This is a genomic window from Streptomyces sp. NPDC051322 (assembly GCF_040689485.1).
Taxonomy (GTDB): Bacteria; Actinomycetota; Actinomycetes; order Streptomycetales; family Streptomycetaceae; genus Streptomyces.
Window position 1 is genome coordinate 100,961 of sequence record NZ_JBFBAK010000015.1, and the last position, 20,030, is coordinate 120,990.

Sequence of the window (20,030 nt, forward strand, 5' to 3'; positions counted from 1 at the left end):
GCCCCGCTCCGACAGACCCCCTGGAGACACGATGAGCAAGGCCACGAGGACGGAGACGCAGTTGCCCGTGCCGCACGTTGCCGACAGTCACGGCCTGATCCGCGTGCACGGCGCGCGCGAGAACAACCTCAAGGACGTCAGCGTCGAGATCCCGAAGCGGCGGCTGACGGTCTTCACCGGCGTCTCCGGTTCGGGCAAGAGCTCGCTGGTGTTCTACACGATCGCCGCGGAGTCGCAGCGGATGATCAACGAGACCTACAGCACGTTCGTGCAGGGCTTCATGCCGACACTGGCCCGGCCCGAGGTCGACGTACTCGACGGGCTGACCACCGCGATCATCGTCGACCAGCAGCGGATGGGCGGCGACCCCCGCTCCACCGTAGGCACCGCGACCGACGCCAACGCGATGCTGCGCATCCTCTTCAGCCGGCTCGGGCAACCGCACATCGGCTCGCCCAAGGCGTTCTCCTTCAACGTCGCATCGATCAGCGGGGCGGGCGCGGTCACCATGGAGCGCGCCGGGCAGACCGTGAAGGAGCGTCGCAGCTTCAGCATCGTCGGGGGCATGTGTCCGCGCTGCGAGGGCCGCGGCGCGGTCACGGACATCGACCTGTCGCAGCTGTACGACGACAGCAAATCGCTCAACGAGGGCGCGCTGACGATCCCCGGCTACAAGGCGGGCGGCTGGAACTACCGGCTCTTCAGCGCGTCGGGTTTCGTCGATGCGGACAAGCCGATCGCCAAGTACACGAAGAAGGAGCTGCACGACTTCCTCCACCATGAGCCGGTCAGGATGAAGATCGAGGGCATCAACATGACCTACGAGGGGCTCATTCCCCGGGTCCAGAAGTCGATGCTCGCCAAGGACAAGGAGGCGATGCAGCCGCACATTCGGGCCTTCGTGGAACGCGCGGTCACCTTCACCGACTGTCCCGAGTGCGGCGGCACCCGGCTCAGTGAGGCTGCCCGGTCGTCGCGGATCGGCGGGATCAGCATCGCCGACGCGTGCGCGATGCAGATCAGCGACCTGGCCGCCTGGGTGCGGGGGCTGAAAGAACGTTCAGTGGCCCCGCTGCTGACCGCGCTGGGCGAGACCCTCGACTCGTTCGTCGAGATCGGGCTCGGCTACCTCTCGCTGGACCGGCCGTCCGGCACCCTCTCGGGCGGCGAGGCCCAGCGCACCAAGATGATCCGCCACCTCGGTTCGTCGCTGACCGACGTCACCTACGTCTTCGACGAGCCGACCGTCGGCCTGCACCCGCACGACATCCAGCGGATGAACGACCTGCTGCTGCGGCTGCGCGACAAGGGCAACACGGTGCTCGTCGTGGAGCACAAGCCGGAGGCGATCGCGATCGCCGACCACGTCGTCGACCTCGGGCCCGGCGCCGGTACGGCGGGCGGCACCGTCTGCTTCGAGGGCACCGTCGAGGGGCTGCGGACCAGTGGCACCATCACCGGCCGCCACTTCGACGACCGGGCCTCTCTCAAGGAGACGGTACGCAAGCCCACCGGCACACTGGAGATCCGCGGCGCGACGACACACAACCTGCGCGACGTCGACGTCGACATCCCGCTCGGCGCGCTGGTCGTCATCACCGGGGTGGCGGGCTCGGGCAAGAGCTCGCTGATCCAGGGATCGGTGTCCGGCCGGGACGGCGTGGTGTCGATCGACCAGGCGGCCATCAAGGGCTCCCGGCGCAGCAACCCGGCGACGTACACCGGACTGCTCGAGCCGATCCGTAAGGCGTTCGCGAAGGCCAACGGCGTGAAGCCGGCGCTGTTCAGCGCCAACTCCGAGGGTGCCTGCCCCAACTGCAACGGCGCCGGCGTCGTCTACACCGACCTGGCGATCATGGCCGGTGTCGCGACCACCTGCGAGGTGTGCGAGGGGAAGCGGTTCGAGGCGTCGGTGCTCGACCACCACCTCGGCGGCCGCGACATCAGCGAGGTGCTCGCGATGTCGGTGACGGAGGCCAAGGAGTTCTTCGGGGCCGGCGAGGCGCGCACTCCGGCCGCGCACGCCGTCCTCGAGCGGCTCGCCGACGTCGGGCTCGGTTATCTCAGTCTCGGCCAGCCGCTCACCACGCTGTCCGGCGGTGAGCGGCAGCGGCTCAAGCTGGCCACCCACATGGCCGAGAAGGGCGGCGTCTACGTCCTCGACGAGCCGACCGCCGGTCTGCACCTCGCCGACGTCGAGCAGCTGCTCGGGCTGCTGGACCGGCTCGTCGACTCCGGTAAGTCGGTCATCGTCATCGAGCACCACCAGGCGGTCATGGCGCACGCCGACTGGATCGTCGACCTCGGCCCCGGCGCCGGCCACGACGGCGGCCGGATCGTCTTCGAGGGCACCCCCGCCGACCTCGTCGCCGCCCGCTCCACCCTCACCGGCGAGCACCTGGCGGCATACGTCGGCAGCTGACCGGGGCCGCGCGCGGCACCCAGAAAAAAATGCAAGCACGCTTGATTGTTTCTCGGTCCGCTGCCATGCTCCGGGGCACGAAGTCGTGTCCCGGAGGGAGCGCCCGTGTCCGATGCAGCTGCCGTGCTCGACGATGTGTGCGACGAAGGCGATGAACTCGACCTGTTGGTCGCCGGGTTGACCGAAGCGCGGTGGGCGCTGCCCACCCCCGCGCCCGGCTGGAGCATCGCGCACCAGATCGCCCACCTCGCCTGGACCGACCGGGTCGCGCTGCTCGCCGTGACCGATGCGGGGGAGTTCGCGGGGGAGGTCGAGAAAGCTTTGGCCGCCCCTGACACCTTCGTGGACGAGGGGGCGGCGGCCGGCGCGCGGCTGCCCGCGCCCGAGCTGCTGGCGCAGTGGCGGGCGGGGCGGGACCGGCTTGTGCGGGCGCTGCGGGCCGCGCCACCCGGCGCCCGGTTCCCGTGGTACGGGCCGCCGATGAGCACCGCTTCGATGGCGACCGGGCGGCTGATGGAGACCTGGGCGCACGGCCAGGACATCGCCGACACGCTGGGCGTGCGGCGCGAGCCGACGGCGCGGCTGCGGCATGTGGCGCGGATCGGGGTGCGGGCGCGGGACTTCGCGTTCTCGGTACGGGGTCTGGCGGCGCCCGACGAGGAGTTCCGGGTCGAGCTGACGGCGCCGGGCGGGGAGCTCTGGGAGTACGGGCCGGCGGACGCGGTGCAGCGGGTGTCCGGGCCGGCGCTGGACTTCTGCCTGCTGGTGACGCAGCGCGCGCACCGCGACGACCTCGCGGTACGCGCCGAGGGAACCGACGCCGAGCAGTGGCTGGACATCGCGCAGGCCTTCGCCGGGCCGCCCGGCGCGGGCCGCGCGCCGAAGGGAGAAGCGTGAGGCCGCTGCGGATCGGCAACGCGTCCGGGTTCTACGGCGACCGCTTCGACGCGATGAAGGACATGCTCACCGGGGGCCCGCTGGACGTCCTCACCGGCGACTTCCTGGCCGAGCTGAGCTACCCCGGATTCCATTTGAGTCCTCACCCTCAAGGCCAGAGCCTCGGAGGAGTCCGGTGACCAGGTCCGCCGACCGCGGCCCGAAGCAGGACCGCAGCCGCGCCACCCGGCAGCGCCTGCTGGCGGCCGCCGTCTCCAGCCTGGCCGAACACGGCTGGGCCGGTTCCACGGTCGCCGCTGTGGCCGAACGCGCGGGCGTCTCGCGGGGCGCCGCCCAGCACCACTTCCCCACCCGCGAGGATCTCTTCACCGCCGCCGTCGAATACGTCGCCGAGGAGCGCTTCACTGCTCTGCGCGCGCTGCCCGTGCAGGACCGCACAGCCGTCGTCGCCGCCTTGGTCGACCTCTACACCGGCCCGCTCTTCCGCGCAGCCCTCCAACTCTGGGTCGCCGCCTCCAACGAGGACCAGCTCCGCCCGCGGGTCACGGAACTCGAGGCCCGGGTGGGCCGCGAGACACACCGCATCGCCGTTGAACTCCTCGGCGCCGACGAGTCCCGCCCCGGCGTACGGGAAACGGTCCAGGGCCTCCTCGACATGGCCTGCGGCCTGGGCCTCGCCAACGTGCTCACCGACGACACCGCCCGCCACCGCCGGGTCGTCGCCCAGTGGGCGCGGTTGCTGGACCACGCCCTGGGCTGATCGTCCCTCGCCAACCTTCCGTCGCATAGACCAATGGCGGTTTCACCCTCCTCTTCACGCGACTGTTCTACGCGCGTACATTGACCGCTGTCATGGACGTGCCAATCCCCACTTGCTCGGAAGGACAACGATGACTCCCTCCCGACCCGGTTCCGCACTCCCCTCCGCTCCCGGCCGACGCGCCCTGCTGCGCGGTGCGCTCGCCGCGGCTGCCGCGGTGACCCTCGTTCCGCTGCTGCCGACCGGCACCGCGTACGCCTACGCCTGGTCCCGCACACTCAGCCAGGGCGCGACCGGGGCCGACGTGACGGAACTCCAGATCCGGGTCGCCGGGTGGGCGGCGACCGGCCCGAGCCAGGCCAGGGTGGCCATCGACGGCGACTTCGGTGCGGGAACAGCGGCCGCGGTGCGCCGGTTCCAGACCGCCTACGGCCTCAGCTCCGACGGCGTGGTCGGCCCGGCCACCCAGTCGCAGCTCAACGCCCTGCAGCAGTCCGACGGTTCGACCGTCCACTTCAACTGGAGTGAGTTCACCGACCGGGTCAGCGGTACGTTCTCCGGCGGAAAGCTGAGCGCGGCAGCCACCAAGGAGAACGTACGGCGCGCCATGTACAAACTCGAAGCGCTGCGCAAGAAGCTCGGCAACACGGCCATCACCGTCAACTCCGGCTTCCGCAGCATCCAGCACAACGCCGATGTGGGCGGGGCCAGCGACAGCATGCACCTGTACGGCACCGCCGCCGACCTGGGCGTTGCGGGCGTCTCCAACCGCACCGTCTACCAGAAGGCGGAGACCTGCGGGTTCTCCGGACTGGAGACCTACACCGAGGACCACCAGCACGTCGACAGCCGGGCCGACCTCGGCCGGGCCTGGTGGTGGCAGGACGGCACGATCTGAGCCGTCGGGGTTGCTCCGCTGACGCGCGGGCGCGTCAGCGGTGGTCCTCGGGGTGACCCCGCACTCCTGTGTCGGTCGTGTCGCGGGTGCAGATCAGCCGACCGTACACAGCGGGCCGCGCGGCGGCGGGTGCGTCAGCCCGCTGCCACGAGTCGGCGCCGGTACCGCACGCCGGGGCACCCGCTGAGGACGACGTCTCCCACAGCGGTGAACCCGTTGCGGGCGAGCACGGCCGCCGATGCCCGGTTGTCCAGGGTGGTGGCGGCGTTGAGCACGGAGAGCCGGTACGCCGTGACAGCCAGGCGACACACCTCCCGGACCGCCGCAGTCGCGACACCCCGGCCCGCGGCGCGCTCACCGATCCGGTAGCCGAGGTCAGCGGCGCCGTCCACGGCGTCCACGATATTGATGCGGCCGATCAGCTCCCCCTGGTCGTCCAGGACGACATGGAAGTGACACACCCCGGCGTCCTGCTCGTCGAGCCGGGCCCGGAGAAGGGTGGCGAAGTCGGCGAAGTACGCGTCCCCGCGATCCGGCACGGTCCGTGCGAAGTACTCCCGGTTCTCTTCCTCGAACGTCAGCAGAGCACCTGCGTGATCGGCCCGGAGCCGCTCCAGCTGCAACATGCCCGCGAGTATAGGAAGCACGTGGTCACCACGCGATCCGATTAACGGGCCTGCCAGGGCTGCGAGTCGTCCGCCGTCCGGTGCAATGATCGCCCGATGAGTGATGACCATCGCATACACCCGTCCAAGGTGGCCGGCGACCGTGCGTCGCTGACCGCGTTCCTCGACTACCAGCGCGCGACGCTCGCCATGAAGTGCCAGGGCCTGACCGGCGAGCAACTCAAGCAGCAGGCGGTTCCGACCTCGGACCTGTCCCTGCTGGGCCTCGTACGGCATGCGGCCGAGGTCGAGCGGAGCTGGTTCCGGTTGGTGCTGAACGCCGAGGACTGCAAGCCCCTCTGGCCCAGGATCAGCGGCGAGCTCGCGGAATTCCGCGTGGACGACGCCGACGTGGACGAGGCTTGGGTGCTCTGGCGTGAGGCGTGCGAGGGCTCCCGTGCTGCCGCGGACGCCGTCGAGTCCCTCGACGACACGGTCGGCTTCCGGGGCGAGGTCATCTCACTCCGCTATGTCCTCACCCACATGATCGAGGAGTACGCGCGCCACAACGGCCATGCCGACCTGATCCGCGAAGCGATCGATGGAGAGGTCGGCGAATAGGCCCGAAGCTCGGGTCCCGAGTGGTCCCGGGAGCCGAGCTCCGAGCGCTACGGGGCCGGCCGTGGGGTTCAGTTCCCCAGTTCCGCCAGCTGCTCGTACCCCTCGACATCCCGGGGGTCACGGACGCCCGGCCCCACGTAGCGGGCCGACGGCCGCACCAGGCGGCCGGTCCGCTTCTGTTCCAGGATGTGGGCGGACCAGCCCGCCGTACGGGCGCAGGTGAACATCGAGGTGAACATGTGGGCCGGGACCTCCGCGAAGTCGAGCATGATGGCCGCCCAGAACTCCACGTTGGTGGCCAGTACGCGGTCCGGGCGGCGGGAGTGCAACTCCTCCAGGGCTGCCTTCTCCAGGGCCTCGGCGACCTCGAAGCGCGGGGCGCCGAGTTCCTTGGCCGTGCGGCGCAGGACGCGGGCACGCGGGTCCTCGGCGCGGTAGACGCGGTGGCCGAAGCCCATGAGGCGATCGCCACGGTCCAGGGCCCGCTTTACGTAGGCACTCGCGTCACCCGTGCGTTCGATCTCCTCGATCATGCCGAGGACCCGGGACGGCGCGCCGCCGTGCAGCGGTCCTGACATCGCGCCCACCGCGCCGGACAGCGCGGCCGCGACATCGGCGCCGGTGGAGGCGATGACCCGGGCGGTGAAGGTGGAGGCGTTCATGCCGTGCTCGGCGGCCGAGGTCCAGTAGGCGTCGACGGCCTTGACGTGCTTCGGGTCCGGCTCGCCGCGCCAGCGGATCATGAAGCGTTCGACGATCGACCCGGCCTTGTCGATCTCGCTCTGCGGAACCATCGGGCTGCCCTGCCCACGCGCCGACTGGGCCACGTACGAGAGCGCCATGACGGCGGCCCGCGCCAGGTTGTCCCGTGCGGTCTTCTCGTCGATGTCCAGCAGCGGCTTGAGCCCCCACACGGGGGCGAGCATGGCCAGCGCGGACTGGACGTCGACCCGGATGTCACCGGAGTGCACCGGGATGGGGAAGGGCTCGGCGGGCGGCAGGCCGGGGTTGAACGCTCCGTCGACCAGCAGGCCCCAGACGTTCCCGAAGGAGACCTGTCCGACCAGATCCTCGATGTCGACGCCTCGGTACCGGAGCGCGCCGCCCTCCTTGTCCGGTTCGGCGATCTCCGTCTCGAATGCGACGACTCCTTCGAGGCCGGGGACAAAGGCGGAGGAAGATGCGGGCATCGGGTGGCTCCTTGGGGCGCTCGGGGCGTGAAATGTTTGAACGGGGTCTTGGCGGGTTCGGTCATCCCGGTCATGCCCCGTACAAGGGGTGGTCACGCCACGGGAGCACATGGCCGTGCCCCCGTTCTCCCTCCCCGGAGCCCCGCACCCGGCACCGAGCCGTCCGGATCCGCGCAGGGAGGTGAACGGCGCCTACCTCGGCACCCCGTCGGCCGTCCGGTCCCGTACCGCCGTGGCGGACAGCGTGACGGCGGTGACGGCGAGGCCGCCGGTGACCAGCCAGCGGCCGTCGAAACCGGTGAGCGGGATACCGCCGACGGAGGGGCCGGGGACGAGCAGGGTGGCGGTGAAGGTGCCGTCGGGGGCCAGGGAGACATGGGCGTCGTGGAAGCCCAGCCATTCCCCCGTCAGCGGGAACCAGGCCTTGTAGACGGACTCCTTGGCGCTGAACAGCAGCTTCTCCCAGGGCGTTTCGGGCTGCCGGAGCTTCAGCCCGGCGAGTGCGGCACGTTCCTCGGCGTCCGTGAGGAGGGCGAGGACGCCGGGATCACGCAGCGGTTCGGTGGGTTCGGCGTCTATGCCCAGGGCCGCGATGTCCGTCGCCCTGGCCACCGCCGCTGCCCGGTAGCCGGCGCAGTGCGTGATGCTGCCGACCATGCCGTCGGGCCAGAGCGGTGCTCCGCGCGGGCCGGGCAGGATCGGTGCGGGAGGGAGACCGTGGGCGGCCAGTGCCGCACGGGCACACCGCCGCCCGGTGCTGAACTCCTGCCGTCGCTTCTGCACGGCCTTGACCAGCAGGGCTTCCTCCTCGGGAAACAGCCCGAGTTCATTGCTGTCGTAAAAGGTGTCGACGACGGCGACCCCTGTCGGGAGCAGCGGCGCCAGAACGCCGGCCAGGACCGGGCCACACTTCGCAAGCGGGGTCATGACGAGTCACCCTACCGACGGTGAAGGCATGGCCAGGGGCGTATAGGCCGGATATAGCGAGCGAACGCACTCTCGAACCATTCAAACGGATGGGGGAAGAGTGTCCGACCAAGAGGCGCAGGTGGCATTGGTCACCGGGGGTTCCCGTGGCATCGGTCGAGCGGTTGCCGCCCGGCTCGCGCGGGACGGCTTCGATGTGGCGATCTGCTACCGCTCCGACGACGCGGCGGCGGAGCAGGTGGAGAAGGAGATCGAGGCGGCCGGCCGGCGAGCCCTGATCCGCAAGGTCGACGTCGCCGACCGGGTCGGCGTCCGGGCCTTTGTCGCCGAGACCGAAGCGGAGCTGGGCCCGGTGTCCGCGGTGGTCACCTCGGCGGGTATCACCCGGGACCGTCCGATGGCGCTCATGTCGGACGACGAGTGGGACTCGGTGCTGCGCACCAACCTGGACGGTACGTACAACCTGCTGCGCTCGGTGGTCCGGGCGATGATCAGGCGCCGGGCCGGCACGGTGGTCACCCTCGCGTCGGTCGCCGGGGTCATGGGCAACGCGGGGCAGACGAACTACTCGGCTTCCAAGGCCGGGATCATCGGCCTGACCCAGGCACTGGCCAAGGAGTTCGGGCGGTACGGAGTACGCGCCAACTCGGTGGCCCCGGGCTTCATCGACACCGAGATGGTCGCTTCGGTGCCGGAGGCGATGGCGAAGGAAGCCATCAAGCGCATTCCGCTGGGGCGTTTCGGCACCCCTGAGGAAGTGGCGGCGCTCGTCTCCTATCTGGTCTCCTCACAGGCCGACTACATCACCGGACAGGTCCTGAGGATCGACGGAGGCATGGCGCTGTGAGGGTGAGCGCTTCGGAGATCTGGTTCCGCAGGTACGCGCGGCAGAGCACCCCGCGGCTCCGGCTCGTCGGCTTCCCGCACGCCGGCGGCAACGCCCAGCTCTTCCACGGCTGGCCCGCGCGACTGCCCGCCGACATCGAGCTGCTCGCCGTCCGTTATCCCGGCCGGCAGGAGCGGCTCTCGGAGCCGTGCATCGAGTCGATGGACGAGCTGGTCGGCGAAATCACCGAAGCACTCACCCCTTACCGGGACATGCCGGTCGCCTTCTTCGGGCACAGCATGGGCGCCGCGGTGGCCTACGAGGCGGCGGCCCGGCTGGAGGCCGGCACCGGCGCAGGGCCGGCGACGGTGATGCTCTCCGGCCGGAACGCCCCGCACCGTACGTCCCGTACCCAGCTGCACCGGGCCGCCGACGAGGTGCTGATCGCCGGAGTGGGGCGGCTGGGGACCCTCGGCGGCGATGCCTACGGCATCCCGGAACTGCGCGACCTGCTGCTGCCCGCGCTGCGCTCCGACTACAAGCTGATCGAGACGTACCAGCCGGAGAAACCCGTGCGGCTGCGTGCCCCGATCATCGCGTACCGGGGCGACCGGGACCCGGGCTGCGACCAGCAACGGGTACTGGCCTGGGAGGAGTTGACCAGCGGCGGCTTCACGCTGCGGTCCTTCACCGGAGACCACTTCTATATCGCCCCCCGGGAGGCGGAGCTGACCGCGGACATCGCGGAGCGACTGGCTCATGTCCCGGCCCGACAGACGATCTGACGGCCACAGCGAGAGGAGCAGCGCCGTGACGAACACCGAGACATGGGCGCCACTGGAAATCGAGGCGAAGGGCGACGGCGGGGTCGATCAACTGCTCGCCCAACTCGAAGAGCTGGAGGACGGCCTGGCCGGCTCCCTGGTACGTGAGAAGGGCCTGGTCTTCCGCGGGTTCGGTATCAACCAGGACACCCTCGACAAGGCGCTGGACCACCTGCTGCCGAATCGGCTGGCGTATGTGCACGGAAACTCCCCGCGCACCAAGGTCGGCGGCAACGTCTACACCTCGACGGAGTATCCGCAGGAGTTCGACATCTCGATGCACAACGAGATGAGCTACGCCCACGCCTGGCCGAGCCGGTTGGCGTTCTTCTGCCAGACGCAGCCCGGCAGCGGCGGCGCGACGCCCGTCCTGGACTCCGCCAAGTGGCTGGCCATCCTGGACCCCGAGGTACGCGAGGCCTTCGCCGGCGGGGTCCGCTACGTGCAGAACCTGCACGACGGCTACGGCCTCGGCAAGAGCTGGCAGGACACCTTCGAGACCACCGAACGCGCGGACGTGGAGGCGTTCCTGAAGGGCGCCGGCGCCGAGTGGGACTGGCGTCGTGACGGCAGCCTGCGCGTCGAGTCCGAGCGGCCCTCCACCACCGAGCACCCGGTCACCGGTGTCGAGGTGTGGTTCAACCAGGCCGATCAGTGGCATCCCAGCGGCCTCGGTGACGACACGGCCGCCGAGCTGTACTCGATCCTCTCCGCGGACGAACTGCCGCAGTCGGTGACCTTCGCCGACGGCAGCCCCATCCCCGCCGAGTACGTCGTCCAGATCCGTGACCGGGGCCTGGAGGCCGCCGTGAACGTGGACTGGCGCACGGGCGACCTGCTGCTCATCGACAACGTGCTGCTCGCGCACGGTCGGCGGTCGTTCACCGGTGACCGCCGGATCCTCGTGGCGATGTCCGACTGAGGCCCTACCGGCCCGTTCCCGCCCTCCGCACCGGAATCTCCGACGACAGAGTGAGTTGATCATGACCATCACCTCGGAAGAGGTACCCGCCGGCTGGGCGGGAAGCGGAACCGTGCCCGGGCTTCGTCGGCCCGGCGTTCCCGGTACCGGTATCCACGACTACATCACCGAGCACCACGCCGAGTTGCGGGAGCTGCTCTCCGAGCGCGGCGCGCTGTTGCTGCGCGGCTTCGAGGTCGGTGGAGTGGACGGGTTCAGCGGGGTCGTCGAGGCGTACTCGGGTACGTCCCCGCTGGCCTACGCGGAGCGCTCGTCGCCCCGCTCCACCATCAAGGGGCAGGTCTACACCTCGACGGACTACCCGCAGGACGAGGAGATCTTCCTGCACAACGAGAACTCCTATCAGGCGGTCTGGCCGCAGCGGCTGTACTTCTACTGCGTCGAGCCGGCGGTCACCCAGGGCGCCACCCCGCTCGCAGACATCCGCGAGGTGCTGCGGCTGATCGATCCGGCCGTGCGCGAGGAGTTCGAGAAGCGCGGCTGGCAGGTGGTGCGCAACTTCCACACCGGCTTCGGGGTTCCGTGGCAGGAGGCGTTCAACACCTCCGACCGGAACGCCGTGGTGGCGTACTGCAAGGACCGTCACATCGAGGCCCAGTGGCTGCCGGACGGCGCGCTGCGCACCACCGCCTCGCGCGACGCGGTGCACCGTCATCCGGTCACCGGCGAGGAGGTGTGGTTCAACCACGCCACCTTCTTCCACGTCAGCACCCTGGCCCCGGAGGTCGGCGCCGGACTGCGCGCCATCTTCGCCGACGAGGACCTGCCCACCAACACGTTCTACGGGGACGGCGGAGCCATCCCGGACGACGTGATGGACCATCTCCGCGCCGCTTACCGGTCGGCGACCGTCCGTTTCGACTGGCAGCGCGATGACGTGCTGGTCGTCGACAACATGCTGGCCGCGCACGCGCGCGAGCCGTTCACCGGGCCGCGGCGGATCGCCGTAGCCATGGCCGAGCCGTCGAATGCCTGACGGGTCACGAGAGTTGAGGTACCTATGACCGAGATCCTCGGTTCGCGCATCTCCGGAATCGCCGCCTACCGGCCGAACCGTCTGGTCTCCAACGAGGAACTGTCGAAGCTGACGACGGTCTCCCCGGAGTGGATAAAGCAGCGCACCGGCATCCAGACCCGCTACCACGCGGAGGAGTCGGAGGACATGGTCTCCATGTCGGTGGCCGCGGGCGAGAAGGCCCTGGTCGACGCCGACATCGACCCGGCCGAGGTCGGGCTGACGATCATCGCCACCACCACCCGCAAGAAGCGGATGCCCGGTATCGCCCCGGAGGTGGCCAGCCGCATCGGACTGCCCAACTCCGGTGCCTACGACCTCAACGCGGTGTGTGCCGGCTTCACCTACTCGCTGGCCATGGCGTCCAACGCGATCCGCGTCGGTGAGGCACGCCATGTGCTCGTCGTCGGGGTGGAGCGGATCAGCGACTGGATCGACCCCGAGGACCCCGACACCTTCGTCATCTTCGGTGACGGCGCCGGCGCCGTGGTGGTCTCGCACTCGGACGAGCCGAAGATCGGTCCCACGGTCTGGGGCAGTGACGGCAAGCGGCACGAGGCCATCGCCATCAACGAGAAGGGAGACGGCGAGGAGTACGTCACCATGAACGGCCCGCTCGTCTACAAGTGGTCGACGGGCACCATGCCGGGCGTCGCCGAGCGCGCCTGTGCGGCCGCCGGTGTCCGTATGGACGAGATCGACTGGTTCGTCCCGCACCAGGCGAACAAGCGCATCATCACCACCCTCGCCTCGCAGCTGGAGATCCCGCAGGACCGCGTCGTCAACGACGTGGTCGACACGGGCAACACCTCGGCGGCCTCCGTGCCGCTGGCGCTGAGCCGGCTCAAGGAGAGCGGGCGCAGCACACCGGGGGACAAGGTCCTCCTCCTGGGCTTCGGCGCCGGCCTGACCTACGCCGGCCAGGTCGCGCGGATGCCGTAGTGCCTCCGCCGTACCCCCTTTCGAACACCACATACGCCCAACCACCCAAGAACGGAAAGAACATGAGCAGAGAAGACATGGTCAAGGACGTCATCGCGCTGACCGAGCGCACCGCCCCCGACCTGGAAGTGAAGGTCACCGCAGACCTCAGCTTCGACGAGATGGGCATGGACTCCCTCACCCGGATCGACCTGCTGGCCGCGGTCGAGAAGGCCTACGGCCTCGAGGTGCCCGACGACAAGATCGGTGACCTGATCCGCATCACCGACGTCGTCGATTTCCTCACCGCCAGCAAGGCGGGAGTCTGACCGATGGACCGTACGGACCCCATGGGCGGGGCGATGCCCTTGTCGGTGGGCCAGGTGGGGCTCTGGCTGCTCCACAAACTGGCTCCCGAGAGCGCGACCTACAACCTCGCCGGTGGTGTCCGCATGGCGCCCGCGCCGGACCCGGTTGTCCTGGTGCGGGCGGTACGGGCGCTCACCGTGCGCCATCCGATGCTGCGGTCGGTCTACGCCGAGCCCGACGGCATCCCCAGCCGGTACCTGCGCGAGCCGGGTGAGGTCTCCGCGCTGGAGATACGGGACGTGCCGGACGCCGACGACGCTGAGCTGCGGCGGATCTTCGAGGCGGAGGCCCGCAGACCCTTCCGGCTGACTGAGGACGGCGCCTTCCGTCCGGTCCTGCTGCGCCGGGAGAACGACGCGGTACTGCTCTGCCTCACCCATCACATCGCCACCGACGCGATCTCCCAGTGGACGCTGTGGCGCGATCTGCTGGAGGCCTACCGGGCCTACGCGCTCGGCGACGAGCCCGGCTGGGCTCCGCTCACCAGCGAGTACCAGGACTTCGTCGAGCTGGAGCGCGCACTGCTCGACTCGACGCGCGGCGACCGGCAGGGGGAGTACTGGCAGGAGCAGCGCAAGGGCTCCGTGCCCGGGGAGCTTCCGCTGGACCATCCCCGTCCCGCGATCTCGGCCGGCGCCGGGGCGAGCCTGGTGCGGAAGCTGCCCGGGGAACTCTCGGAGAAGCTCAAGAACGCCGCGGCCGAGCAGGGTGTGTCGCAGTTCGCGATGATTCTCGGCGCCTTCCAGGCGCTGCTGCACCGCTGCAGCGGACAGACCGACTTCCTGATCGCCTGCCCGGCATCGGTCCGCCGCGCCGCGGCCAAGGACGTGGTGGGCTACTTCGTCAACCCCATCCTGATCAGGGGGCAGGTCGACCGGTCCAGCACGCTGAGCGAGGTGATGGCCGACGCCAACGAGCGGCTCCGGCAGGCGACGCCCCGCGCCGGCTATCCGTTCCCGCTGGTCGTCCGGGCCGCGGCGACGGCTGATCCGCTGTACCGGATCTCCATGACCATGGTGAACAGCGATCACTTCGGTGCGGGCCTCGGCGGGGTGACCTCCGGCGACGTCCTGGAGGTGGCCGGACTCTCGGTCAGCTATCTGGAGATCCCGCACCTCGAGGGACAGTGCGATCTGTCGCTCGAAGTGACCCGGGACGTGTACGGATTGACCGTGGCGTTCCGCTACAACACCGAGATCTTCGAACCGGAAACCGTGGACCGCCTGTTCGGCCAGTTCGTCCGGTTCCTGGAGGCCGCCGCGGAGGACCCCCGTCGCAAGGTCTCCCGCATCTCACTGATGTCCGACGCGGAGAAGACCGCTCTGCTCTCCCTGAGCGGCAGCCCTGGCGGCGGCTCATGAACCGACGGGTACTTCCCGGCATCCTCGATGCGATCGGCCACACCCACCTGGTGGAACTCGGCGGCCTGCGCCCGCGTTTCGCCTCCCGGGTGTTCGCCAAACTCGAGGCCTTCAACCCCGGTGGCAGCGTCAAGGACCGATCGGCGCTGGGCATGCTGCTCGGCAAGGTCCGTAACGGCGAACTGATCCCGGGCAGGTCCACGGTCGTGGAGTCCAGCTCGGGCAACCTGGCCATCGGCATCGCCCAGATCTGCCGCTACTACGGAATCGACTTCATCTGCGTGGTGGACCCCAAGACCACCCAGCAGAACCTGGCCATCCTCCGCGCCTACCAGGTCACCGTCGAGATGATCACCGAGGTCGACCCGGACACCGGCGCGTACCTGCCCATGCGGCTCAAGCGGGTGCGCGAACTGGTGGCCGCGACCCCGGGTGCCTACTGGCCCAACCAGTACGCGAACCCGCTCAACCCGCGGGCGCACCAGCAGACCATGCGCGAGATCGTGGAGGCGCTGGACGGCAAGGTGGACTACCTGCTCGCCTCGACCGGCACCGGCGGCACCATGACCGGCTGCGCGCAGTACATCCGTGACCACGGACTCTCCACCACCCTGGTCGGGGTCGACGCCCTGGGCAGTGTGCTGTTCGGCGGAGTGTCGGGGCCGAGGCTGCTGCCCGGACACGGGGCCGCGGTCCGTCCTGCCCTGTTCGACCCGACGCTCGCCGACGAGGTCGTGCTCATCTCCGACCTCGAATGCGTCGTCGGCTGCCGGACCCTGGTGCAGCGCGAAGCCATCCTCGCCGGTGGCTCTTCGGGCGCCGTAGTGGCAGCGCTGGGCAAGCTCGCCGACCGTATCCCGCCGGGCAGCAACGTCGCGATGATCTTCCCCGACCGCGGCGACCGCTATCTCGACACGATCTACTCCGACGACTGGGTGCGGGCCCATTTCGGAGAGGTCGCACACCTCTGGAAAGAATCCGAACACACCTTGGCGGTGGAAGCATGCTGATCATCAGGCACCGTGAGGTCGCCGGACTGCTGAACGGACACGAGAAGGAGGTCATCGATCTAGTAGCGGACGCCTACCAGCGGCACGACGAGGGACGTACGAGTCTTCCGCACTCCGTCTTCCTGCGTTTCCCCGACCGGCCGAGAGACCGCATCATCGGTCTGCCCGGCTACCTCGGCGGTCGAGCCGGCAACAGCTCCGACGACGGTTCCGGTGGCTCCGACGAGGTCGCCGGAATGAAGTGGATCTCCTCGTTCCCCGGCAACGTCGAGGCCGGCACCGAGCGCGCCAGCGCCGCCATCCTCCTGAACTCGCTGAAGAACGGGCACCCCGAGGCGCTGATCGAGGGCTCCTTGATCTCGGCACAGCGCACCGCGGCGTCGGCCGCCCTCGGCGCCCGGCTGCTCCTCGGCGCCCGCAGGCCGTCCGGTGTCACCCTCATCGGCACCGGCGTCATCAACCGCGAGATCCTGCGCTTCCTCGCCGCCGAGCGGCCGGAGCTGGACGCCCTCGCGGTGTACGACCAGGACCTGGACCGGGCCAAGCAGTTCACCAGTGAGAACGCGCGGCTGCTGCCCAATGCGAAGGTGCGCCACTGCACCTCGCTCAAGGAAGCACTGGGCGCGCACGACCTGATCTCCTTCGCGACCACGGCCGGCACCCCGTACACCGACCTCGACTCCTGCTCGCCCAGCGCCGTGGTGCTGCACATCTCGCTGCGGGACCTCACGGTGCCCGCGGTGCTCGCTTCGCACAACATCGTCGACGACCCCGGCCACGTTCTGCGTGAGCGCACTTCGCTGCACCTTGCGGAATCGGAGACGGGCGGACACGACTTCATCGACGCGAGCATCGGCGCACTGCTGCGCGGTACCGCGCAGCTCACCCCCGACCCCGGAAGGCCGCTGGTGTACTCGCCGTTCGGCCTCGGAATCCTCGACCTGGCGCTTGCGCGGTACGTCAGGGACGCGGCGCGGCGCAGCGGCATCGGCACCCTCATCGACGGGTTCCTGCCGGCACCGGTGCCTCACTAGTGCCGGTCACGGCACTGATGCCGCTCCCGGCAAGCATTGCCGGTCACGGCACCAGGCCGCGATCGGCCCGACCACCATCGCCCCGGACGCCATCGGCGAAGTCCCGCAGGACTCCCCCCACCGGCAGCAATTGATCACCACTTCTGGAGAAGAGATGTCTGTCCCGCTGCACGAACTGATCGCTCACCAGGCCGACCGGACCCCGCACGCCACCGCGGTCGACGACGGACAAGGGGCGATGACGTATGCGCAGCTGGACGGGCGCGCGAACCGGATCGCCCGGCTGCTCCTGTCGCGCGGTGTCGGTCCCGAATCGCGGGTGGCGGTGTGCCTGCCGCGTGGACGTGAACTGGTGGCCGCGCTGCTCGGAGTGTGGAAGGCCGGTGCCGCGTATGTGCCCCTGGACGCGGGCCACCCGGCCGACCGCATCGCGTACATGACCGTCGACAGCGGCGCGGAGACGGTGCTGACCACCACGTCGACGGCCGCGCGCTGCCCCGCCGCGACGAGCGGCGGAGTCGTACTCCTGGACGCCCCGGCCACCGGCCTGGACGCGTTCCAGGACAGCCCGCTCGACCCGGTGGCCGGCCCGGACCACGCCGCGTACATCACCTACACCTCCGGTTCGACGGGCCGCCCCAAGGGCGTCCTCGTCCAGCACGGCGGAATCGCGAACCGGGTGGCCTGGTCGCTCGAACGCCAGGGGCTCGGCGCCGACGACCGGGTGCTGCAGAAGACCGTCGTCACCTTCGACGCGGCGGCCCTGGAACTCTTCGCCCCGCTGGTCGCCGGCGGCACCGTGGTGATGGCTCCGGAAGGCGTCGAGTCGAACCCCGGTCTGCTCGTGAAGACGGTCGCCGCCCAGCGCGTCACCGTGCTGCAGGGGGTGCCGTCCGTACTGCGGCTGCTCGTCGAGGAGCCCGGCTGGGCCGAGTGCACCGGGTTGCGCCTGGTCTTCTCCGCGGGGGAGGCGCTGGACGCGGAACTGTGCCGCCGGATCGCCGAGCCCACCGGCGCCAAGGTGTGGAACACCTACGGACCCACCGAGTGCTCCATCGACGTAACCGGCCAGGAGTTCGACCCCGCACTGCACACCGAGGCCGTGCCGATCGGCCGGCCCATCGACAACATGCGCGCCTACGTCCTGGACGAGGACCTCGACCCGGTACCGATCGGTGTCGTGGGCGAGCTGTACGCGGCGGGAGTCGGCGTCGCACGCGGTTACGTCGGCAAGCCCGGACAGACCGCCGAGCGCTTCATCCCGGACCCGCACGGTCCGGCGGGCAGCCTGATGTACCGCACGGGCGACCTCGCTCGCTGGCGTTCCGACGGCGTCCTGGACTTCCTCGGCCGGGCCGACCACCAGGTCAAGGTCAACGGTGTACGGATCGAACCCGCCGAGGTGGAGGCCGCGTTGAGCGCGCACCCCGATGTGCGAGGTGCAGTCGTCTCCGCTCGTGTCATCGGCGGCGGAAAGCGGCTGGTGGCACACCTGACGGCGGGCCGCCGGATCCCCCGCGACGAACTGCGCAGCTTCCTGCGCAAGCGGCTGCCGGAGCCGATGGTCCCGTCCCTCTTCGTGCCGGTCGACGCCTTCCCGCTGACCAGCAACGGCAAGGTGGACCGCAACGCGCTGCCCGACCCGGAGCAGCCGGGCACGGGCAACGGCGTCGAGGGCGGCCACATCGCCCCACGGACTCCCTCCGAGCGCCTGGTCGCCCAGGTATGGGAGCAACTGCTCCAGGTCGAGCGGGTCGGCACCCAGGACGACTTCTTCGCGCTCGGCGGCTCCTCGCTGGTCCTCACCCGGCTCGCCGACGCGCTGCGCAAGGCTTCCGGTGACGAGATCCAGCTGCGCGGACTCTTCGGTGCCACCACCGTGGAGGCTCAGGCGCGCCTCCTCGACGAGGCAAGGCCCGCCGTCTCCGCGGTGCAGCCGGTACGGCGTGACGGGCTGCTGCCGCTCTCCTTCGGGCAGCACCGGCTCTGGTTCCTGGACCGGATGCACCCGGGCAGCGACGAATGGGTGGCCCCCCTCTTCCTGCGGCTGCCCGCCGGCACCTCGAGCGACACGGTGCAGCGGGCGCTGGACGCGCTGGAGGCCCGCCACGAGTCGCTGCGCACCAGGTATCGGCTGAACGGTGAGGACCCCCACCAGCTGGTCGTCGACCCCCAACCGGTCGAGCTGCGCATCGAGGATGCCGGTGAGGCGGACCTGGAGGGCCTGTTCGGCGAACAGTTCCGCCGCGGTTTCGACCTGGCCGACGGACCGCTGTGGCGCGCCATGCTGGTACGGGTGCCGATCGGTGGTCCCGTCCTGCTGGTCACGACCCACCACATCTGCACCGACGGCTGGTCGACCGTGCTCCTGGAGCGCGAACTGCGCGAGCTGTGTGCCGCGGCAAAGGAGCACCGCGAGCCGGAGCTCGCCCCGCTGCCGGTGCAGTACGCCGACTACGCCGCCTGGCAGGCGAACCGCTCGGACGACACGGTCCTCGACCGTCAGCTCGACTACTGGAAGACCGCGCTGAACGGACTGCCCGAGCTCCAACTGCCCACGGACCGCCCCCGACCCGCCCAGCGTGACGGGCGAGGCGCGGGTGTGCGGTTCTCCGTACCGGCCGGACTCGCCGACTCCCTCAGCGGCATCGCTCGTCAGCACGGGGCGACGCCGTACGCCACGCTGCTCGCGGGCTTCGCCGCGCTGCTCTCGCTGCACAGCGGCCAGGACGACTTCGGTATCGGCTCGCCGGTCACCGGCCGGCTGCGTCCCGAGATCCAGGACACGGTCGGCTTCTTCCTCAACTCGCTGGTCATGCGGTGCGATCTGACCGGTGACCCGACCTTCACCGAGCTGCTGCAGCGCACCAAGAACACGGCCATGGCCGGATTCGCGCACCAGGAGCTGCCGTTCGAGCGGCTGGTGGACGAGCTGCAGCCGATCCGTGACCTCTCCCGCACCCCGCTCTACCAGGTGGCCTTCGATCTGCAGGACGAGGGATCGACCTCGGTGACCACCGACGACGTGCTGATGGACGCCTTCCAGGGCGCCTGGCGGGTGGCCAAGACCGATCTGACGCTGTTCATCTGGCGTCAGGCGGACGGTTCGCTGATCGGTGCGCTGGAGTACGCGACCGCCCTCTTCGACCAGGCGACCGTGGAGCGCATGGCGGAGCACTTCGTGCGGCTCCTCGAAGGCGTCGCCGCCGCGCCCGATGTGGCGCTGTCGGCCATCGACATCTCCTCCGTCCACGAGCGCCGGCTGTTGCGGGCGTGGAATGACACGTCGGTGGTGGTGCCGGAGGTTTCGGTGCCGGAGTTGGTTGGGCGTTGGGTTGTTGAGTCGCCGGGTGCGGTGGCTGTGGAGT

The 20,030-nt window shown here is 70.0% G+C and carries 18 protein-coding genes and 1 pseudogene; 16 read left to right on the forward strand and 3 right to left on the reverse strand.

The window, feature by feature from the left end; genetic code table 11:
* Positions 1-31: 31 nt before the first annotated feature.
* The 5 genes and pseudogenes from AB0436_RS27970 to AB0436_RS27990 all read left to right on the forward strand — a co-directional run bounded on the left by AB0436_RS27970 (position 32) and on the right by AB0436_RS27990 (position 4,977).
* Positions 32-2,422 carry an excinuclease ABC subunit UvrA gene (locus tag AB0436_RS27970; protein ID WP_366470715.1) on the forward strand — a complete coding sequence of 797 codons (2,391 nt, stop codon included), beginning with the start codon at positions 32-34 and terminating at the stop codon, positions 2,420-2,422.
* Positions 2,423-2,527: 105 nt separating this feature from the next.
* Positions 2,528-3,319: a TIGR03084 family metal-binding protein gene (locus AB0436_RS27975; protein WP_366470716.1), complete on the forward strand. Its 792-nt coding sequence runs from the start codon at positions 2,528-2,530 to the stop codon at positions 3,317-3,319.
* A pseudogene (locus tag AB0436_RS27980) lies at positions 3,316-3,438 on the forward strand (acyclic terpene utilization AtuA family protein); the annotation flags it as partial. The gene AB0436_RS27975 and the pseudogene AB0436_RS27980, both read left to right, overlap by 4 nt.
* A 56-nt stretch (positions 3,439-3,494) precedes the next feature.
* Positions 3,495-4,079: a TetR/AcrR family transcriptional regulator gene (locus tag AB0436_RS27985; RefSeq protein ID WP_366470717.1), complete on the forward strand. Its 585-nt coding sequence runs from the start codon at positions 3,495-3,497 to the stop codon at positions 4,077-4,079.
* Positions 4,080-4,209: 130 nt separating this feature from the next.
* Positions 4,210-4,977, forward strand: coding sequence for a D-Ala-D-Ala carboxypeptidase family metallohydrolase (locus tag AB0436_RS27990; RefSeq protein ID WP_366470718.1), 768 nt, complete (start codon positions 4,210-4,212; stop codon positions 4,975-4,977).
* Positions 4,978-5,111: 134 nt separating this feature from the next.
* Here the strand turns inward: AB0436_RS27990 and AB0436_RS27995 are convergent, their stop codons facing one another.
* The gene (locus AB0436_RS27995) at positions 5,112-5,603 is read right to left on the reverse strand and encodes a GNAT family N-acetyltransferase (protein WP_366470719.1); all 492 of its coding nucleotides are present in this window, start codon (positions 5,601-5,603) and stop codon (positions 5,112-5,114) included.
* A gap of 96 nt (positions 5,604-5,699) precedes the next feature.
* On the opposite strand from AB0436_RS27995, the gene AB0436_RS28000 reads away from it, so the two are divergent.
* A complete protein-coding gene (locus AB0436_RS28000) occupies positions 5,700-6,203 on the forward strand; it encodes a DinB family protein (RefSeq protein ID WP_366470720.1) in 504 nt (167 codons plus the stop codon).
* A gap of 68 nt (positions 6,204-6,271) precedes the next feature.
* Here AB0436_RS28000 and AB0436_RS28005 read toward each other — a convergent pair whose 3' ends face one another.
* Together AB0436_RS28005 and AB0436_RS28010 are read right to left on the reverse strand one after the other, a co-directional pair.
* Positions 6,272-7,393 carry a citrate synthase 2 gene (locus AB0436_RS28005; RefSeq protein WP_366470721.1) on the reverse strand — a complete coding sequence of 374 codons (1,122 nt, stop codon included), beginning with the start codon at positions 7,391-7,393 and terminating at the stop codon, positions 6,272-6,274.
* A gap of 192 nt (positions 7,394-7,585) precedes the next feature.
* Positions 7,586-8,320: a 4'-phosphopantetheinyl transferase superfamily protein gene (locus AB0436_RS28010; protein ID WP_366470722.1), complete on the reverse strand. Its 735-nt coding sequence runs from the start codon at positions 8,318-8,320 to the stop codon at positions 7,586-7,588.
* A gap of 100 nt (positions 8,321-8,420) precedes the next feature.
* On the opposite strand from AB0436_RS28010, the gene fabG reads away from it, so the two are divergent.
* From fabG to AB0436_RS28060, 10 genes are all read left to right on the forward strand, one after another.
* Positions 8,421-9,167 (forward strand): 3-oxoacyl-[acyl-carrier-protein] reductase, encoded by a 747-nt coding sequence (fabG, locus tag AB0436_RS28015; protein ID WP_366470723.1) that lies wholly within the window; start codon positions 8,421-8,423, stop codon positions 9,165-9,167.
* 2 nt (positions 9,168-9,169) lie between these two features.
* Positions 9,170-9,931, forward strand: a complete 762-nt coding sequence (locus AB0436_RS28020; protein WP_366470724.1) for an alpha/beta fold hydrolase — start codon at positions 9,170-9,172, stop codon at positions 9,929-9,931.
* Positions 9,932-9,956: 25 nt separating this feature from the next.
* Positions 9,957-10,892 carry a TauD/TfdA family dioxygenase gene (locus tag AB0436_RS28025; RefSeq protein ID WP_366470725.1) on the forward strand — a complete coding sequence of 312 codons (936 nt, stop codon included), beginning with the start codon at positions 9,957-9,959 and terminating at the stop codon, positions 10,890-10,892.
* A 61-nt stretch (positions 10,893-10,953) separates the two neighbouring features.
* Positions 10,954-11,928 carry a TauD/TfdA family dioxygenase gene (locus tag AB0436_RS28030; RefSeq protein WP_366470726.1) on the forward strand — a complete coding sequence of 325 codons (975 nt, stop codon included), beginning with the start codon at positions 10,954-10,956 and terminating at the stop codon, positions 11,926-11,928.
* Positions 11,929-11,952: 24 nt separating this feature from the next.
* On the forward strand, positions 11,953-12,909 hold the full coding sequence (locus AB0436_RS28035) for a beta-ketoacyl-ACP synthase III (RefSeq protein WP_366470727.1): 957 nt from the start codon (positions 11,953-11,955) through the stop codon (positions 12,907-12,909).
* Between the two features lie 62 nt (positions 12,910-12,971).
* Entirely contained in the window at positions 12,972-13,217 is a 246-nt protein-coding gene (locus tag AB0436_RS28040; protein WP_366470728.1) for a phosphopantetheine-binding protein, read from the forward strand.
* A gap of 3 nt (positions 13,218-13,220) precedes the next feature.
* Entirely contained in the window at positions 13,221-14,618 is a 1,398-nt protein-coding gene (locus AB0436_RS28045) for a condensation domain-containing protein (protein ID WP_366470729.1), read from the forward strand.
* Positions 14,615-15,628, forward strand: a complete 1,014-nt coding sequence (gene sbnA, locus AB0436_RS28050; RefSeq protein WP_366470730.1) for a 2,3-diaminopropionate biosynthesis protein SbnA — start codon at positions 14,615-14,617, stop codon at positions 15,626-15,628. Before AB0436_RS28045 ends, sbnA begins: the two co-directional genes overlap by 4 nt.
* Positions 15,622-16,662, forward strand: a complete 1,041-nt coding sequence (gene sbnB / locus AB0436_RS28055; protein ID WP_366470731.1) for a 2,3-diaminopropionate biosynthesis protein SbnB — start codon at positions 15,622-15,624, stop codon at positions 16,660-16,662. Before sbnA ends, sbnB begins: the two co-directional genes overlap by 7 nt.
* 154 nt (positions 16,663-16,816) lie before the next feature.
* A partial coding sequence (locus AB0436_RS28060; protein ID WP_366470732.1) for an amino acid adenylation domain-containing protein occupies positions 16,817-20,030 on the forward strand: 3,214 nt, incomplete at its 3' end.

Excerpts from the sequence above, each read along its gene's own strand:
- AB0436_RS28045 (WP_366470729.1), top strand. The coding sequence starts at position 13,221 with ATGGACCGTACGGACCCCATGGGCGGGGCGATGCCCTTGTCGGTGGGC.
- AB0436_RS28030 (WP_366470726.1), top strand. The coding sequence starts at position 10,954 with ATGACCATCACCTCGGAAGAGGTACCCGCCGGCTGGGCGGGAAGCGGA.
- AB0436_RS28000 (WP_366470720.1), top strand. The coding sequence starts at position 5,700 with ATGAGTGATGACCATCGCATACACCCGTCCAAGGTGGCCGGCGACCGT.
- sbnA (WP_366470730.1), top strand. The coding sequence starts at position 14,615 with ATGAACCGACGGGTACTTCCCGGCATCCTCGATGCGATCGGCCACACC.
- AB0436_RS28005 (WP_366470721.1), bottom strand. The coding sequence starts at position 7,393 with ATGCCCGCATCTTCCTCCGCCTTTGTCCCCGGCCTCGAAGGAGTCGTC.
- AB0436_RS27970 (WP_366470715.1), top strand. The coding sequence starts at position 32 with ATGAGCAAGGCCACGAGGACGGAGACGCAGTTGCCCGTGCCGCACGTT.
- AB0436_RS27995 (WP_366470719.1), bottom strand. The coding sequence starts at position 5,603 with ATGTTGCAGCTGGAGCGGCTCCGGGCCGATCACGCAGGTGCTCTGCTG.
- AB0436_RS28040 (WP_366470728.1), top strand. The coding sequence starts at position 12,972 with ATGAGCAGAGAAGACATGGTCAAGGACGTCATCGCGCTGACCGAGCGC.
- AB0436_RS28010 (WP_366470722.1), bottom strand. The coding sequence starts at position 8,320 with ATGACCCCGCTTGCGAAGTGTGGCCCGGTCCTGGCCGGCGTTCTGGCG.
- sbnB (WP_366470731.1), top strand. The coding sequence starts at position 15,622 with ATGCTGATCATCAGGCACCGTGAGGTCGCCGGACTGCTGAACGGACAC.
- AB0436_RS28035 (WP_366470727.1), top strand. The coding sequence starts at position 11,953 with ATGACCGAGATCCTCGGTTCGCGCATCTCCGGAATCGCCGCCTACCGG.
- AB0436_RS27990 (WP_366470718.1), top strand. The coding sequence starts at position 4,210 with ATGACTCCCTCCCGACCCGGTTCCGCACTCCCCTCCGCTCCCGGCCGA.